This window comes from Methylocella silvestris, from assembly GCF_002891535.1.
GTDB classification, from domain to species: domain Bacteria; phylum Pseudomonadota; class Alphaproteobacteria; order Rhizobiales; family Beijerinckiaceae; genus Methylocapsa; species Methylocapsa silvestris_A.
The window spans coordinates 131,989-148,025 of sequence record NZ_PDZR01000009.1 but is presented as its reverse complement, the minus strand read 5'-3'; the positions used below and the strand labels follow the sequence as shown (position 1 = coordinate 148,025).

General features: G+C 63.1%; 10 protein-coding genes and 1 pseudogene. 4 read left to right on the top strand and 7 right to left on the bottom strand.

All coding sequences use genetic code 11. The annotated features are described in order from the left end of the window. Both CR492_RS10150 and CR492_RS10145 read left to right on the top strand, forming a co-directional pair. Positions 1-128: pseudogene (locus CR492_RS10150) on the top strand (IS5 family transposase); the annotation flags it as partial. Positions 129-731: 603 nt separating this feature from the next. After that, entirely contained in the window at positions 732-1,919 is a 1,188-nt protein-coding gene (locus tag CR492_RS10145) for a glycosyltransferase family 4 protein (RefSeq protein ID WP_180982504.1), read from the top strand. Between the two features lie 399 nt (positions 1,920-2,318). Here the strand turns inward: CR492_RS10145 and CR492_RS10140 are convergent, their stop codons facing one another. The 5 genes from CR492_RS10140 to CR492_RS10120 all read right to left on the bottom strand — a co-directional run bounded on the left by CR492_RS10140 (position 2,319) and on the right by CR492_RS10120 (position 6,693). After that, positions 2,319-2,693, bottom strand: a complete 375-nt coding sequence (locus CR492_RS10140) for a YdhR family protein (RefSeq protein ID WP_102843621.1) — start codon at positions 2,691-2,693, stop codon at positions 2,319-2,321. 38 nt (positions 2,694-2,731) lie between these two features. Beyond that, on the bottom strand, positions 2,732-3,472 hold the full coding sequence (locus CR492_RS10135) for an SDR family NAD(P)-dependent oxidoreductase (RefSeq protein ID WP_102843620.1): 741 nt from the start codon (positions 3,470-3,472) through the stop codon (positions 2,732-2,734). Positions 3,473-3,502: 30 nt separating this feature from the next. Then, complete coding sequence (locus CR492_RS10130; RefSeq protein WP_102843619.1) at positions 3,503-4,153, bottom strand: DUF938 domain-containing protein; 651 nt, start codon at positions 4,151-4,153, stop codon at positions 3,503-3,505. A gap of 59 nt (positions 4,154-4,212) precedes the next feature. Then, the gene (locus CR492_RS10125) at positions 4,213-5,250 is read right to left on the bottom strand and encodes an alpha/beta fold hydrolase (RefSeq protein ID WP_102843618.1); all 1,038 of its coding nucleotides are present in this window, start codon (positions 5,248-5,250) and stop codon (positions 4,213-4,215) included. Between the two features lie 123 nt (positions 5,251-5,373). After that, complete coding sequence (locus tag CR492_RS10120; protein WP_102843617.1) at positions 5,374-6,693, bottom strand: hemolysin family protein; 1,320 nt, start codon at positions 6,691-6,693, stop codon at positions 5,374-5,376. 228 nt (positions 6,694-6,921) lie between these two features. On the opposite strand from CR492_RS10120, the gene CR492_RS10115 reads away from it, so the two are divergent. Then, positions 6,922-7,473: a hypothetical protein gene (locus CR492_RS10115; protein WP_102843616.1), complete on the top strand. Its 552-nt coding sequence runs from the start codon at positions 6,922-6,924 to the stop codon at positions 7,471-7,473. Positions 7,474-7,618: 145 nt separating this feature from the next. Further along, complete coding sequence (locus tag CR492_RS10110) at positions 7,619-8,737, top strand: FUSC family protein (RefSeq protein WP_102843615.1); 1,119 nt, start codon at positions 7,619-7,621, stop codon at positions 8,735-8,737. Positions 8,738-8,770: 33 nt separating this feature from the next. On the opposite strand, the gene CR492_RS10105 is transcribed toward CR492_RS10110, so the two are convergent. Next, complete coding sequence (locus tag CR492_RS10105) at positions 8,771-10,450, bottom strand: response regulator (RefSeq protein WP_102843614.1); 1,680 nt, start codon at positions 10,448-10,450, stop codon at positions 8,771-8,773. Between the two features lie 9 nt (positions 10,451-10,459). Beyond that, positions 10,460-15,841, bottom strand: a complete 5,382-nt coding sequence (locus CR492_RS10100) for a HAMP domain-containing protein (protein WP_102843613.1) — start codon at positions 15,839-15,841, stop codon at positions 10,460-10,462. Positions 15,842-16,037 lie beyond the last annotated feature (196 nt).

The window sequence follows — 16,037 nt, the reverse complement described above, 5'->3', positions numbered from 1 at the left end:
GCTTCAACAAACTGAAAAACTGGCGCCGCTTGGCGACCCGCTACGACAAGACCGCCGAAAGCTACCGCGGCTTCGTCCTCATCGCCGCCGTCCGACTATGGATGAGGGTATTTGTCAACAGGACCTAGACACGTAGCGAGGCCTTGGCGACATTGATCTAATCGACGCCCGGCTTTTTGCCCGTGCTAATTCCCAGACAAAGCGATAGGCCGGCAAACGGAGCAGTGCGGGGGTTGGGCAATCGGGCGCGCCGGCAGGCCATGAACGGGAAAGTGTCTTTTCGCACATCCTGTCGAATCTTGGCGTGGGACTGACGTTTGCCCGACGGTTGGAGGCCGCGCCATAGAGCTGTGCTTTAGCTTTTATTTCTTATATTGCCGGCGCCATACATTCACCCGCAGCAGACCAGCTTCAATTGTGGCGAAATTTAATATGAGCAATTATTGATTATTAAATCTCATTTTTTATCATTCCTGGTTTAGGAGAACCTAAATAATTTGTAATACTGATGTAATTCAATACTCATCATTGTAACCTACATTCTCAAATAATTGATCAAAGAACATCGCAATACACGACCTTGACCCCGAATCCTGTAGACAGCTCAATCACCGAACTGTTACAAGCCACGTACGAGCTTCCACGAGCCGAAAAATAGAAGTTTATTACAACCATTGAAGGCTCGCGCACGCATTGCGTGCCGGGTGATGCATTGTTCGGAGTATATAATAATGAACAAATTGCCTTGGTCGTGGGATGAAACTGCAGTGGAACCTGCGGCGCAGCCGGGCGACATCATTTTCTCCGAACCGCTCACCGGTTCAGCATTCTTCGCCGTTTGCCTCCCCCCGCCGGTTCACGGCCAGTCGATCGTCAACGCGGCGGTGATACGGGCGGCGCAGGAATTTGCCGGCTCGGACAAGGTCGAAGTCGTCGACATTGGCCCGGGCGCGCATAAGGGCGGCCTAAAATATCATGCGACTCGCCTCGCCAAAGTAGCGCGCGCCAGCTTGCTACTGGCCAGGCGCGGCGTACGGCGCGATCAGCAATTCTACACCGTCTTCGAGGCCGGCTTCGGCATCGTTTACAATTTCATGGTCATCGCCCTTGCGCGTTTGCTCGGCTATAACATCATTCTGCATCACCACACGTCGCAGCACACGCTGGTGCGCCAGGCGCGCTTCGCCCTATTGCAGCGCGTGGCCGGACGTTCCTGCCTCAATGTTGTGCTGTCCGACGAGATGGCGGAAAATCTGCAATTCCTCTATCCGCGGCTGCGCAACGTTCTGGTGAGTCAAAACGCCTGCCATATCGCGAGATCCGATGGGGACGGAAGGCCAGAGGCGCGTCCGAACAAGCTTCGTGTCGGCTTTCTCAGCAATCTTTGCAGGGAGAAGGGGCTTGATGTGGTGCTTGACGTCGCAACCAAGTGCCGCGAACGCGGTCTTGAGTTGACGTTCGTCTTGGCGGGACCCGCCGTCGGCGCGGAGGCGGAAGCGCTGCTCGCAAGCGGCCATGAGCGCCTTGGCGATTATATTGAGGTGATCGGTCCGGTCAAAGACAAGACGAAAGCCGCATTCTTCGAATCGATCGACGTCTTCCTGTTCCCGACGCGTTACCGGTACGAGGCGCAGCCGCTCGTTCTTCTCGAGGCGATGAGCTACGGCCTGCCGGCGGTGACGACCAATTGCGGCTATATCGCCGAACTGGTGGGACGCCAAGGCGCGATCCTCGAGCCGGATGAAGACCTGACCGATTCCATCGTCGATCAGCTCGATCAAATGGTCAGCAATCGGCATGAGCGCTTCCGCTCCGCGGAGGTCAAGGCCCACTTCCTGCGCTTGCGCGGGACGGCGTTCAGCCAGCTGCGCGGGCTGATGAATGCGCTGTTTGCGGTAACCCCGGCGGCCGCGCTCTGAAACCGCTTTCGCCGGACTGGTCCGGCGAAAGCGCTTGATCCGGTCGCCCTCCACCGAACATTTGAACCCTGATTCGGCAGCGATTTGGTCCCGGTTTATTGTGTTGGGATCGAGGGAGGCAGCGCGGCAAAGGCCCGGCTTCGGCCACGGCCAGAAATGGCGATTCGCCCTATTGCCGTTGCCTACAAGGAAACCCCCGCGCTCGGCGTCGAGGCGGGGGTTAGCTGTTGAAGCTACCGGATCACGATCGTTGGGCCTTGAGGGCGCATCGGGGGCGCCGTCAAAGGGGTGGCGAAACGGCCGGCTCCCGCGGGCGGAAAGCCTGCTCGACCGGGGGGAGGGCCGGCCTGCCCGATTTACGCGCGCATGCGCCAGGAAGTTTCAGGGCCGACGGCGCTCCTACGCATCTACCGCAGTCGCGCGCTCCTGCGCTTCGGCGACCGCGGGCGAGGCTCCCTCTGACGCATAAAAAGGCGAGTGGATGGCGCGGCTCGCCGCCGCCGTCACCTCGCCGTCGAACAGTTTGACCGAGAGCTGACCGCCAAGCCTGCGCGCGGCCTCGGCAAGATAGCCCCGCGCATAAGCGTCCGCGTTCGCGACCGAGTCGAATTCGTAGAAACCGCCGATGGTGTTGGTGTTGAGGCCCGCAAGCCAGGTCTTGCTCTTGAGGCCGGGGTTTTTCTTCATTTCCACGTCGATCGGGCGCCAGTCGATGGCTCCGAACGGGATCGAAACCTGGATTTCGGCGTAGAGAAATACTTTGCTGAGGCTCATCTGATCTTCCTTTCCTGTTTTTAGTCAATATCCAGGGCTTAGAACGGTTCGGAGAACGGACGCAGATCAAGTTCATGCGTAAAGGCGCTGCGCGGCTGCCGATAAAGCGACCAATAGGCGTCGGCAATCTCGTCGGCCTTCAGCAGCCCGTCTTCGCCCTTCGCCGCGACAAATTGCGGAAATCGCGCGCGGGCGTAGTCGCCATCGATAACGCCGTCGATGACGATATGGGCGACATGCAGCCCGCGTGGTCCGAATTCGCGGGCGAGCCCCTGCGCCACGGCGCGGAGCGCCGCCTTGGCCGCGGCAAAGGCCGTGAAAGGCGGGCGGGCTCGCAGCGAGGCCGTCGCCCCGGTGAACAGGATCACGCCGCGCCCATTCGGCGCCATGCGTCTTGCGGCTTCGCGTCCAACGAGAAAGCCGCCGAAAGCGTTCTGACGCCACAATTGCTCGAACTCGTGCGCCGAGACGTCGAGAAGGGGCGCGGCGACATTCGCCCCGGCGTTGAAGACGACCAGATCTAGCGCGCCCCCTTGCACGGCTTCGTCGAGCAGGGCGATCACCTCGCCTTCTTTCGTCGCGTCGAGGCCGCGCGCATGAGCCTCTCCGCCGGCGGCGCGGATTTCCGCTGCGCGGGCTTCGAGCCGCTCTTGCGTCCGGCCAGCAAGATAGACGACAAGTCCTTCCCGCGCGAAGCGTCGCGCCAGCGCCGCGCCAAGGCCGCTGGCGGCGCCGACCCCAAACACCACGGAAATGCGTCGCGCGCTCGTCTCGCTCATGTTCAGCCGCTTTCTGTTGTTGCGGCCGCTTTATGGCCTGCCAAACAGCAGAATGAAATTATTCGCCGGCATATCGATCCGGCTTTTCAGCGCGAGCCCATGCGCTTTCGCTGATTTTTCGAGATCGCGCACGTCTTTAAGGCCCCATTCGGCGACGCCGGCGGCGAGGATCTCGCCGTCGAAAGCCTGATTCGAGGGGGTCGTATAGGCGCCGTCGACCTTGAACGGGCCATAGATGGCGATCTCACCGGAGGGTTTCAAAAGCTCCTCTCCCAGGGCGAAGATGCCGTCGGCGATCGACAGCGGCGCGACCTGGAAGATATTGATGACGAAGATCACGTCATAGCGCCGCTCCACCGCATCCGGCCATGAGCCCTTATCGGTGAGATCGATGCGGATCGGGTCGGCGACGGTGGTCAGTTTCTTGTCGTCGCGCTTTTCGCGAATGCTGTCGAAAACCGTGACGTCATAATCGGACGGCTGGAATCGCAATGCGGGGAAATGCGGCGCGAAATAAGTGACATGCAGCCCCGATCCGCTCGCGAACTCCAGCGCGTCGCCTTCTTTGGGGAAGATCTCCTTGAACACGGCAAGGATCGGATCTTTGTTGCGATTTCCGGCCCAGGCCACATAGGGGCAAAGGGAGGAAGGATCGATCGGCGGGCGTGGTTGGTCATTCATGGCGACACTCCTCACGGGCTTTTAAGTGGAAGGGGCGGGGCGAGATCCGCCTGGCGCCGTCAGGCGGCCAGAAGTTCGCGAAGATGCGTGTCGATCGCCGAATTGTAGCCGGGGTCGAGGCCGAACAGAGCAAGGTGGCCCCAGATCGAAGAGACGCGCCTGAGTTCGCTTCCGGGGATGAGCTTTTGCTCGGCGGCGAGGTCTTGAAGCGGAAAGAAGCCGTCCTCTTCGATGGCGATGACGAAAGTTTTCGCTTTGATCGAGGCGAGCGCGGCGACGATGTCGCCGCCAAAACGTCGCGCGGCGTCGTTCTCGCGCCATTTGCTCGCGAGCAGGATCAGATTATTCGGGTCCTGCGGCAGGAAATGCGCCTCGACGAAGCCGGTCAGAAAATCCTCGCTGCTGGAAAATCCCAGCGGGCGCCAGGCGGCGTGGTTGAAAAGATCCGGCGTGAATCCCGCCGCCGCGAAGAGGCGCGCGTGACGGCGCAGGCCGCGATGGGCCGCGCCCTCTGCATACCAGCCGCCCTCGAAGGCCGGGTCGCTCTCGATCGCCTCGATGAAGGTCGAAACCAGCAGCCGGTTATGCACGGTCCCGCGCGCGGTTCCGGCGATCGGCGCCGCGCGCTCCACCACGTCCGGAAAGCGCACCGCCCATTCGAAGGTCAATTGCGCGCCCATCGAGCCGCCAAGGACGAGGGCGAGCTTTTCGAGGCCGAATTTTTCGGCGATCAGCCGGCGCTGCGCCCGGACGTCGTCGGCAATGGCGATTTTTGGAAAGCGCGCGGCGTTGAAGGGCGCCCGCGTATTGCTCGGCGAGGTCGAAAGGCCATTGCCGATCTGATTGACGAGAATGATGAAATATTTGCTCGGATCGAGCGCGCGGCCTTGGCCGAGATAGGCGCTCTCGAGGATCTTTGTCGTGCCCGAATACCAGGTCGGAAACAGAATGGCGTTGGATTTATCGGGCGCGAGCTCGCCGAATGTGGCGTAGGCGAGTTTCAGGCCGCGAATCTTGTCGCCGCTTTCGAGGTCGAAATCGCCGAGATCGAAGGTCTCGAACGGCCCGTGGATGTCCTGCGAATAATAGGCGGTCATGGCGATTCTGAAGGCTGACGGGGAAGGAGCGTGCTGCTCCGGTCGCGCTTCAGTTGTATATATAGTCCATAGATAAAGTCAACTTAGATGCCGACGCATCAGCTTGGCGCGCCGGCCGCTCCGTCAAATCCGCCGCGCGAGAAGCTTGTCGATCCGCCTGCCGTCGAGATCGACGATCTCGATCACCCAGCTCTCATAGGAGAATTTCTCGCCAACCTCCGGCAAATGACCAAGCTGCACGAGGACGAAGCCGGCGACGGTGTGAAACTGCCGGTCCTTTGGCCTCTTCACGCCGAGCCGGTCGAACGCCTCATCGGCCGGGGTCATTCCGTCGATCAGCAATGAGCCATCATCGCGTTCGACGATATAGGGATCGTCGCCATTGGCGTCGGGCAGATCGCCGGCGATCGCCTGCAAGAGATCGGTTTGCGTCACAATGCCTTCGAGTACGCCATATTCGTCGAGAATGATGGCGAGGCGCACCGGCGCCGCCTTGAACTGTTCGAGCACTTTGAAAATCGACATCGTCTCATAGACGACGAGGGGTTGGCGGATCGCCGTCATCGGGTCGAGCTCGCGCCCCTCAAGAACCTGATGCAGCAGATCTTTTTTCAAAACCATGCCGAGCGGCTCGTCGATCGCGCCGCGCCCGACGAGAAGCTGCTCATGCGGGCATTCGCGGATCGTGCGCAAAATGTCTTCGCGGCTGTCTTCCGTATCGATCCAGTCGACGTCGGTGCGCGGCGTCATAATGTCGCCGATGCGCCGTTCGCCTATATTGAGAACGCGCACGACGACTTCTTCCTGCGTCTCCTGCAGGATGCCGGCTTCCTGGCTCGCCTGGATCAGCAGCTTCAGCTCCTCCGCCGAATGCATCGAGCCTTCGCCGGCGCCGGGTGAGAGGCCGAAGCCTTTCAAAACAAGATTGCCGAGGCCGTTGAGGGCGCTGATCGCCGGACGCAGCAGCATGAGAAAGAAGCCGAGCGGCCGCACCACCGCGAGCGCCGTCGCCTCGCTGCGCTGCAGCGCGAGGCTTTTTGGCGCCAGTTCGCCGAGAACGATGTGAAGCGCGGTGATGATCAGGAAGGAGATCGCAACCGCCGCCGCGTGGGCGCTCGCGGTCGCGAGCGAGCCTGGCAGCCAGTTGACCAGCGGCTCGATCAGATGGGCGAGGGCCGGCTCGCCGATCCAGCCGAGGGCGAGCGAGGAAATGGTGATGCCAAGCTGGGTCGCCGCGAGATTGGAATCGAGATGGTCGACCGCGCGTTGCAGCGCGACCGCGTGAGGGCGCCGGTTCGCGACGAGTTCGGCGACGCGGCTGCGCCGGATCGCGACGAGAGAGAATTCCGAGGCGACGAAGAAACCATTGGCGGCGACAAGAGCAAAGACGGCCAATATTCCTGTAAGGTCGGACATGGAAATACTGGCGGCGGAACCGGGCATAGTCTCCTCTCCTGCGCGATAAACGCCCGCAGCAGGCGTCGGGAGGGGGTTATAGCATGGTCAAGCTGATCGTGGCAGCGATCGCCCTGCGCATTTCAGCATGTCCCGTTCAGATGGAATCATCTGAACGGTAACGGCATGCCCCAACTTATTGACGTGGAGCGATTTCTTGTCGATCACCGGTTTCCATGTGATCGGAAAGCGCTCGAAAGGAATTCCGACCTGGTCATGAAAACCCTCGCCATCGATCTCGACGACACGTTGGTCGACACCATCTCCGTCCTGCTCGACTGGATCGAGGAGAGCCGGGGGGTTCGCGTCGACGCCGCGCGGCTTGCGGCCTATCAGCTCGGCGTGGACGAGAAGCAGACGATGGAAATCGTCAACGGCTTCTATGACGCTGCGGCGCATCAGAACCTCAGCGCAAATCCGGGCGCGGCAGCGGGCTGCGCCGCCCTCGCCGACGCCGGGTTCCGGCTCGTCGTCATCACCGCGCGCAAGCCGGAGACGGCGGCGCTGACCGAGGCGCTTGTCGAGCGGCTGTTTCCGGGCGCTTTTGCGGAGGTTCACGTCGTCGGCCATCATCCGGACAAGGTGCGGGCGCTGCGCCGGGTCGGCGCCCGGCTGCTCATCGACGACAATGCGCGCCAGATCCGCCGCGCCGCCGCCGCTGGCGTGCCGACCGTGCTGTTTGGCGATTTGCCCTGGAACCGCGATTTCGTCTGGCCGCGGCGCGCGGCCGGATGGACGGACGTCGTCGCGATGGCGCATTCGTTCTGAAGGGACGCCTTTTGCGGCATTGGGCGCGCCTCCCGGGCGTTGACAGGGCGGCGCCTTCCCGGTTTTTAGAGCATGACGCCGAACAGTTCCGCCTGACGTCATCTCCCGCGCGGCCTTTCGATCCTCCTCCCGGATATCGGACGAAATGAACGCCATCCCGATCGGCCTCGCAAGACCCTGGCGCTGGCTCAAGACCTGGATCGAGACGCATCGCACGGAACTGCGCCTCGCCGTGCGCGTGACCATCGCGGCGCTCCTTACTTACATTTTGTCGCTGCTGCTGCATGTGCCGCAAATTCTTTGGACGGTGCTGACGGCGGTCGTCATGTCGCAGCTGAGCCTTGGCAAATCGGTCAAGACGACGGCCGATTATTTCCTCGGCACGGTTGGCGGCGCGGCCTATAGCGGGCTCGTCGCCGTGCTGGTGCCTCATCATGACGAGATCCAGTTCATAGCCGTGCTCGTCATTTCGATTGCGCCTCTGGCGCTGCTTGGGGCCGTGAAGCCGCGCTTCAGCGCCGGGCCCTTCACGGCCGTCATGGTTCTGTTCGCGCCGACGATCATCCATGCGTCGCCCCTGGAATCGGCGTTCTACCGTGTGGCCGAAGTGCTGCTTGGGGGGCTGACGGCGCTGGCCGTCTCCTTTTTCGTGCTGCCGTCGCGGGCGCATAATCTTGGGCTTGAAGCCGCTGACGCCATGCTGCGCCGCATGGCTCAGGCGCTACGCCAGCTTCTCGCGGGCTGCGCTTCTCCCCTTGACATCGCCCGCGTTTCCGAAATTCAGGCGGGGCTTGGCCCCGCCCTGAACAGGCTGGAGGTCATCGTTGACGAGGCGCGCCGCGAGCGCGTGCCTTATCTGGCCGCCGAAACGCCGTTGCAGCCTTTATTGACGATGCTGCGGCGGTTGCGCCACGATCTTGTCATTATCGGCCGCGCCGCGATCGCGCCGCTTCCGGGCGGGCTGCGCCAGCGTCTTGCCGCCTCGCTCTCCCGCGCGACCGAAAGCGCTGCGCTGTTTCTCGAGTCCAGCGGCCATGCGCTGATCTCAGGCGAGACGCCTTCGCTTACTGACTTTGAATCGGCTCTTGAGGCTTATGATGCGGAAATCGCCGCCTATCGTCAGGAAGGGCTGACGCGAAGCCTCTCCGTCGAAGAACTGGAGCGGCTGTTTGCGCTTGGTTTTGCACTCGAGCAGCTGCATCAGGATCTGAAAGAGCTGAACAGCTGGACCGTCGAGTTTTCTCGCATTCGTAGCGGCCGGTGACTCTCCTCCGAGCGCGGATCGCGCCAAAGGAATTCAGCCGGCGGCGGCCGCGGCCATCGCCGCCAGCAACTCGTCCTGCCGGAAGGGTTTGGCGAGACGGGGCAGAGGCTTCTCGTCGAGGCCAAGATGCGGCAGCTCGGCATAGCCGCTGGCGAGCACAATGGGCAGCGCCGGATAGCTGGCGCGGATCGCGCGGGCGAGTTCAAGCCCGGTCATGCCCGGCATGGCGTAGTCGGTGATGACAAGATCGGGCGCGCTGCCGTTCTGCAGAAGCCGCAGCGCTTCCGCTCCGGAATGGGCCTCGATGACGCTATGGCCGAGGTCTTCAAGGATTGAGGAGGCGCCGGCGCTGACCAGGAGATCGTCGTCGACGAGGAGAACCGTGCAGGGCGCGAGCGACGCGCGCCAGCTTTTGCGCGCGTCCGGCGCCGCGCGTTTGCGCGGTTCGTCGGAGTCCGCCTGCGGCAGCCAGAGTTCGACGGTGGTGCCGGCTCCGACAAGGCTCGAAATTTTGATCGCTCCGCCGGACTGAACCGCAAGGCCCTGCACCATGGACAGTCCAAGGCCGGTGCCTTTGCTTGGCCCTTTGGTCGTGAAGAACGGGTCGACCGCCTTGGCGAGCGTCGCCGCGTCCATGCCCTGCCCGGTGTCAATGACGCTGATGCGAACATAGGCGCCGGGGCCGATTGCTTTGCCATCGCCCGGCGCGGTGATGATGTCGTTTGCAGCGGCGATGGTGATGGCTCCGCCCGAGGGCATCGCGTCGCGCGCATTGACGGCGAGGTTGATGAGGGCGAGTTCGAGCTGATTGCCGTCGACCCGCGCGAAGTTGAGATCATTCGGCAAGCGTTGTTCGATGCTGACGCCGGGGCCGAGCGCGCGGCTGAGCAGCTCTTCCATGCCGTTGACGAGCTGCGCGACGTCGACCGCTTCGGGCGTTAGCTCCTGACGACGCGAGAACGCCAGCAGACGCTGTGTCAGCGCCGCGCCGCGCTCGGCCCCCTGCATCGCTGTGTCGACAAGGCGGCTGATGCGCGGCTCGTCGGGCAGGCGCTTCTTCAAAAGCTCGAGGCTTCCCATGATGGCCGTCAGGAGATTGTTGAAATCATGCGCGACGCCGCCGGTCAGCTGGCCGATGGCGTCCACTTTCTGCGCCTCGAACAATTGCGCCAGCGCCTGCTCTCGCTCGCGCGTGCGGGCGTCGATCCGCGTCTCGAGATCCTGATTGAGCCGCTTCAGCTCCGCGCTTGATTGTTCGAGCGCCGCCGTGCGTTCGGCGACCCGCTCCTCGAGCTGTTCATTGAGCCGCTCAAGCTGGCGCGTCTTGCGATGCAGTTCGGCGAACACCTTGACTTTCGCGCGCAAAACTTCGGGAACCACAGGAACCTGCACATAGTCAACGGCGCCGGCCTCATAGCCGCGCAGCCGGTCGGGATCGGTGATCTGGATCGCCGACACGAAGATAATCGCGACGGTCTCGAACCGCGGATGTTCGCGGATCATCGCCGCAAGCTCATAGCCGTCGAGCTCCGGCATGCAGACGTCGATCAAAATGACCGCGACCTCTGTCTTGAGAAGATGCGCGAACGCCTCTCGCGCCGAAGCCGCCTTGATCAGATTTTCCTGAAGCTCGCCGAGAATCGCCTCATAGCTCAGAAGTTTGCCGGGCTGATCGTCGACGAGCAGGATGTTGACTTTATCGTTCGCGGCCATCGCCTGTTCCTACCGGTGCAGCCACATGCGCAGGACGGCGAGCAATTGTTCGCGGTCGACCGGCTTTGCGAGATAATCCGACGCGCCCGCGTCGATGCATTTTTCACGATCTCCCTTCATCGCTCTTGCGGTGAGCGCGACAATCGGCAGGCGCCGGAACGCCGGCTCGGCGCGCACCCGCTGCATCGTCTCATAGCCATCCATGTCAGGCATCATCACATCCATCAGCACGATTTCGATCTCGGGGCTGGCGTGCAGCGACGAGATCGCCTCGCCGCCATTGGCGGCGGTCAGAACGCTCATGCCGCGCCGTTCCAGCACGCCGCTCAGAGCAAAGATATTGCGTGCGTCATCATCGACGAGAAGAACAGTCCGGCCAACAAGACCATCGTTCGAATCATAGAGGCGCTCGATCAGCGCCCGCTTGTCGGCCGGTAGCTCTGGCACGTAGCGATGCAGCGCAAGGGCGGCCTCGTCAAGCAGCCGTTCGCGCGACAGCGCTCTCTTTAGAACGAGCAATCTTGAGAGCGCGTCGAGCTGCCCTTCCTCGTCGCGCGAAAGACCCTGTTCCGCAAACAGGATGACGGGGATGCGGCGGAGCGCGGCGTCCTCGCACATCTTCGCGATGAGATCGAGGCCGGGCTCTCGCGAGCGATTAAAATCATGCACAACCGCGTCGATCGCGCGACCGCGCAGCGCAGCAAGCGCGTCGGCCGCCGTCGCCGCGGCGATGATCTCGACGTCGTCGCCGCCGATGAACTCCCCCCACTGGGCAAGCCTGCCCGGATCGCCCGTCGCCAGCAGCAGCGTCCTTTGCCGCCTTTCGGCATAGGTTTTGAGACGCGTCAGCGCAGCCTTGAGGTCCACAGGCCGGACGGGGGCCTCCAGAAAATCGAAAGCGCCGCGCGACAGAGCCTGATGGCGGTCCTCAATGGCGCCCGTCGCCGCAACCGGAATATGGCGTGTCCCGATCGACTGCTTCAGCTGCGCCAGCACATTCCAGCCCGGCGGATCGGCGAGGCCAAGGTTGAGCAGGATCGCCGCGGGCCTGTAGAGATCCGCCAGCCCCGACGCGTCCGCCCCGCGCGCGGCGACGATCGACTTCAAGCCGCTTTCGCGCCCGATCGCGGCGGCGGCGCGGGCGCCGCGCACATCCGCCTCGACGATGAGAAGCGTAACATCGCCGGATTCGATCGCCGCGCGGTCGTCGCTCCATTCGTCCGCCTCATCGACCTGCTGGGAGGCGAGAGGGCGCCTCTCGTCATGGGTTGCGCGCGGCGCGCCTTCGACGTTTGAGTAGGCGAGCGGCAGATAAAGCGTGAAGATGCTGCCTTCGTCCGGAACGCTTCGCAACTGGATCTCGCCGCCGAGCAGCTGCGCGAGGTCGCGGCTGATCGCAAGCCCGAGGCCGGTGCCACCATATTTGCGGCTCGTGCCGGCGTCCGCCTGCTGAAACGCCTCAAAGATGATCCTCTGTTTTTCGGCGGAGATGCCGATGCCGGTATCTGCGACCTTGAAGGCGACGACTTCCTTGGCTCGCGTCAGCGAGAGATTGTCCGCGCTCCATCCCGTTGACGCGGGCGCGACGTTCAGGCTGACGCCGCCGGCGGCCGTGAATTTGAAGGCGTTGGACAGGAGATTTTTCAAGATCTGCTGTAGCCGCTTGACGTCGGTGACGATATGGCCGGAAAGCCCCTCGGCCGCTGCGACGTCGAAAGAGAGCCCGCGGCTCTCCGCCTCGTGGCGGAACGGGCGCGCGATCATCTGTAAAAGATGAGCGAAGGAAATTTCCTCGGCGTCGATCGAGACGGTGCCGGACTCGATCTTCGACAGATCCAATATGTCGCTGATCAGATTAAGAAGATCGCTGCCCGCCGCATGAATGGTGCGGGCGCACTCGACCTGCCGGTCGGACAGATTGCGTTCGACATTGTCGCTGAGCTGTTGGCCGAGGATGAGGATGCTGTTTAGAGGCGTGCGCAGCTCATGGCTCATATTGGCCAGGAATTCCGATTTATATTTGGAGGTCAGCGCAAGCTCGCCGGCCTTTTCTTCAAGGGCGCGGCGGGCCTGCTCGATCTGCTGGTTCTTGGCCTCGACCTCATTGTTGCGCTCCTCCAGCTGCTGCGCCTTGAGTTCGATCTGTTCATTGGTCTGTTGTAGTTCCGTCTGTCGCGCCAGCAGTTCGTTTGCGAGCTGTTGCGACTGCCCGAGCAACCCTTCCGTCTGCATGCTGACGGCGATGCTGTTCAAGACAATGCCAATGCTGGCCGTAAGCTGCTCGAGAAAAGAGATCTGCAACTCCGTCAGCGGGTTCAGCGAGGCGAGTTCGATGACCGCGCGCGCCTCGCCCTCGAACAGGATCGGCAGCACGATTGCGGTGCGCGGCGCGGCCTTGAACAGGCCGGAGCGGATCGGAAACACGTTTGCCGGAAGATCGGCGATGAGAATGCGGCGGCCGTCGCGGGCGCATTGTCCGACGAGTCCCTCGCCGAAAGCGATCCGCCGCGGATGTTCGCCATCGTCGGCATAGGCGGAAAGCAGCGTCAGGCCGTCGCCGTCCACCTCATAGATGACGCCGTGCTGCGCGCCGATCAATTCGGCGAGCTCCGACAAAAGCATGCGCCCGACGGTGACAAGATCGCGCTGACCCTGCAGCAGATTGGTGAAGCGCGCGAGATTTGTCTTCAGCCAGTCCTGTTCGGCGCCGCGCTCCGTGGTCAGCCGCAGGTTGCGGATCATGGTGTTGATGTTGTCTTTGAGCTCGGACACTTCGCCGCGCGTCTCGACCTGAATGGCGCGGGTGAGATCGCCCTTTGTGACGGCGGTCGCGACCTCGGCGATCGCGCGCACCTGCGTCGTCAGATTGGCCGCGAGCAGATTGACGTTGCCGGTGAGATCCTTCCATGTGCCGGCGGCGCCCGGCACATTCGCCTGTCCGCCGAGCCGGCCCTCGACGCCGACCTCGCGCGCGACGCTCGTCACCTGATCGGCGAAAGTCGCCAGCGTATGCGTCATATTGTTGATCGTCTCGGCGAGGGCGGCGACCTCGCCCTTGGAGGCGACGGTCAAATTCTGCTTCAGATCGCCGTTGGCGACGGCGGTCACCACCTTGACGATACCGCGCACCTGTTCGGTCAGATTGGCGGCCATGACGTTGACGGTGTCGGTCAGATCCTTCCAGGTTCCGGCGACGCCCGGCACCTGCGCCTGTCCGCCGAGCCTTCCCTCGGTGCCGACCTCGCGCGCGACGCGCGTCACCTCGCCAGCGAAGGCATTGAGCTGGTCGACCATCGTGTTGATGGTGTTCTTCAACTCCAGAATTTCGCCCTTGACGTCGACGGTGATCTTTCGCGAAAGATTGCCGCGCGCGACGGCTGTCGTCACCTCGGCGATGTTGCGCACCTGCGTCGTGAGATTGGCCGCCAGCAGATTGACGTTGTCGGTCAAATCCTTCCACGTTCCGGCGACTCCCGGCACGACGGCCTGTCCGCCGAGGCGCCCGTCGGTGCCGACCTCGCGCGCGACGCGCGACACTTCGCCGGCGAAGGAGCGCAGCTGATCGACCATGGTGTTCAGCGTGTCTTTCAACAGCAGGATTTCGCCGCGCACGTCGACGGTGATCTTGCGCGAGAGGTCGCCATTGGCGATCGCGGTGGCGACGCCGGCGATGTTACGGACCTGATCGGTGAGGTTGCCGGCCATCGAATTGACGTTGTCGGTCAGATCTTTCCATGTGCCGGCGACGCCCGGCACCTGCGCCTGTCCGCCGAGCTTGCCCTCCGTGCCGACCTCGCGCGCGACGCGGGTGACTTCGCCGGCGAAGGCGTTGAGCTGATCCACCATCGTGTTGACGGTGTTCTTCAGCTCCAGCATCTCGCCCTTGACGTCGACGGTGATTTTCCGCGAAAGATCGCCGCGCGCGACAGCCGTCGTCACCTCGGCGATGTTGCGCACCTGCGCGGTCAGGTTCGACGCCATGGAGTTGACGTTTTCGGTCAGATCCTTCCACGTGCCGGCGACGCCCGGCACCTGCGCCTGTCCGCCGAGCTTGCCCTCCGTGCCGACCTCGCGCGCGACGCGCGTCACCTCGGAGGCGAAGCGGCTCAGCTGGTCGACCGTTGTATTGATGGTTTCCTTCAGCTCCAGAATTTCGCCCGACACATTGACGGTGATTTTTTTCGACAGATCGCCGCTGGCGATGGCGGCCGAAACGGCGGCGATGTTGCGCACCTGCGAGGTCAGGTTCGAGGCCATCGAGTTGACGTTGTCGGTGAGGTCTTTCCACGTGCCGGCGACGCCCGGCGCCTGCGCCTGTCCGCCGAGGCGTCCTTCGGTGCCGACTTCGCGCGCGACGCGCGTGACTTCGCCGGCAAAGCCGTTCAGCTGATCGACCATGGTGTTGATGGTTTCTTTCAGCGCCAGGATTTCGCCCGAGACGTCGACAGTGATCTTGCGCGAGAGATCGCCGCGCGCCACCGCTGTCGTCACCTCGGCGATGTTGCGCACCTGCGCCGTGAGATTGCCGCACATGGCGTTGACGGAATCGGTGAGGTCCTTCCATGTGCCGGCGACGCCCGGAACGAGCGCCTGTCCGCCGAGCTTGCCTTCGGTGCCGACCTCGCGCGCGACGCGGGTGACCTCGGAGGCGAAGGAGCGCAGCTGATCGACCATCGTGTTGATGGCTTCTTTCAGCTGCAGGATCTCGCCGCGGACGTCGACCGTGATCTTCTTCGACAGATCGCCATGGGCGACGGCGATCGTGACCTCCGCAATATTGCGCACCTGCGCCGTCAAATTCGAGGCCATGGAGTTGACGCTTTCGGTCAGATCTTTCCAGACGCCGGTCACCTCGCGCACTTCAGCCTGGCCGCCGAGCTTGCCGCCAGCGCCGACCTCCCGCGCGACGCGGGTCACCTCGGAGGTGAACACGTCGAGCTGGGCGATCATCGCGTTGACGGTGGTGGCGGCGCGCAGAAACTCGCCCTTCAGCGGGCGCCCCTTGAATTCCAGCGGCATCGGCTGGAGCAGGTCGCCCTTGGCGATCGCGGTGATGGTCGAAGTCACCGCCGTCGTCGGCCAGACGAGATCGTCGATCAGGGCGTTGACGGAAGCTTCCATTTCGGCCCAGGCGCCCGTGGAAAGGCCAAAGCGCACGCGGGTTCCCGTCTGGCCCTCGCGTCCGACCGCCTCAAGGACGCGCTCGAGCTGGCCGGCGATGGACTGGTTCGCGGCGGCGATCGCGTTGAAGGCCTCGGCGATTTCGCCGTCGACGCCGCGGCCGTTGCGCGGAAGCCGCACGGTGAAATCGCCGCGACGCAAGGATTCGAGGGCGTCGAGCAGCTGATCGGATGTGAGAGAGGGGTCGGTTTTGATCGCCGTCGCGTCCACTCGCCGCTCCTTCTGTGAATTCAGCCGCTGCTTCGGGCCCTGCCGCGCCTTCGCTCATAACGCGCGAGGCCGCCGCCGCGCCTCCACCGCCTGCAAATTGTTTTAATGGATCCGCGTGTGTCCGACGAAACAAGGCTCGTCAAGATGTTTGAAGCCCGTCGCGCCCTGCGCCCCCGGCGCAAGGAGACGGTTGACC